The 1,053-nt window shown below is 63.9% G+C and carries 1 protein-coding gene; it reads right to left on the bottom strand.

What is annotated here, in order from left to right; genetic code table 11:
- Window positions 1-54 precede the first annotated feature (54 nt).
- Complete coding sequence (locus LCM15_RS22720; protein ID WP_224860091.1) at window positions 55-987, bottom strand: IS5 family transposase; 933 nt, start codon at window positions 985-987, stop codon at window positions 55-57.
- Window positions 988-1,053: the final 66 nt, after the last annotated feature.

The raw sequence follows: 1,053 nt of genomic DNA, 5'->3' as shown, positions 1-1,053 counted from the left end.
GGCATTGTTGCAGAAAGGCAGCCTGAGACGTGAGGTCCCCTTTCCCCTTCAGGTTCATGCCACGCGAACGATCTCTGCGGTGCCGAGGGCATTGAAGCGATTCATGAGTGCGACACGGATGTGGATTTCGGCGGTCTGGCGGTCTGGGTCTCTTGCAGCGATGCGCTCGCCGAAGGACTTGAGGCAGCGCATCTTGGCTTCGGCGCGACTGCGGGCGTGGTATCCTGCCCACCGCTTCCAGAATGCCCTGCCGTAGTGGCGCGTGGCGCGCAGGGTTTCGTTGCGTGCCTTGGCAGCCGGGCAATTCTCTTTCCACGGTCGGCCGTTCTTCCGGATCGGGATGATCGCCGTGCCTCCGCGTGCGATGATGGCGCTGTGGCAGCGGCGGGTATCGTAGGCGCCGTCCGCGGTCACTGTGCCGATGTCTTCGTCTTCGGGGATCTGGCCCAGAAGGTCCGGCAGGACAGGGCTGTCGCCTTCTCGGCTGGGGGTAAACTCGACAGCACGGATGTCGGATGTGGCTGTGTCCATGGCCAGATGGACCTTACGCCATTGGCGCCGTCCCTGAACACCATGCTTGCGGGCCTGCCACTCGCCATCGCCGAGGAACTTGATGCCGGTGCTGTCCACCAGCAGGTTCAGCGGCCCGTCGGCACGGCGATACGGGATCTGCACCTTCAGGGTCTTCTGGCGGCGGCATAGCGTCGAATAGTCCGGAACCGGCCAATCAAGCCCTGCGAGCCGCAGGAGGCTCGCGACCATTCCGGCTGTCTGCCTGAGAGGCAGCTTGAACAGCACCTTGATCGACAGGCAGAACTGGATCGCCGCGTTCGAGAAGACCGGCGGGTGCCCCGGACGGCCCTCATGCGGCGCGTGCCAAGCCATCGCCTTGTCCAGCCAGATCAGCAGCGCCCCGCGCTTGCGCAGCGCAGAGTTGTAGTCAGACCAGTTGGTGGTGCGGTAGCGGGCGGGCTCGGGCTTGCTCATGCCGCCCGTCTAACTGCATGGATTCGTAATGTGAATCCTTCATGGCGAGAGTTCTGCAACAACGCC

Origin of the sequence: Salipiger bermudensis (genome assembly GCF_020171625.1) — a bacterium.
Lineage (GTDB): Bacteria > Pseudomonadota > Alphaproteobacteria > Rhodobacterales > Rhodobacteraceae > Salipiger > Salipiger bermudensis_B.
The sequence above is the reverse complement of the archived record's forward strand: the minus strand, read 5'-3'. Positions and strand labels throughout refer to the sequence as shown.

Bases quoted from the DNA above. Each gene is read 5' to 3' on its own strand.
- LCM15_RS22720 (WP_224860091.1), bottom strand. From the start codon at position 987: ATGAGCAAGCCCGAGCCCGCCCGCTACCGCACCACCAACTGGTCTGAC.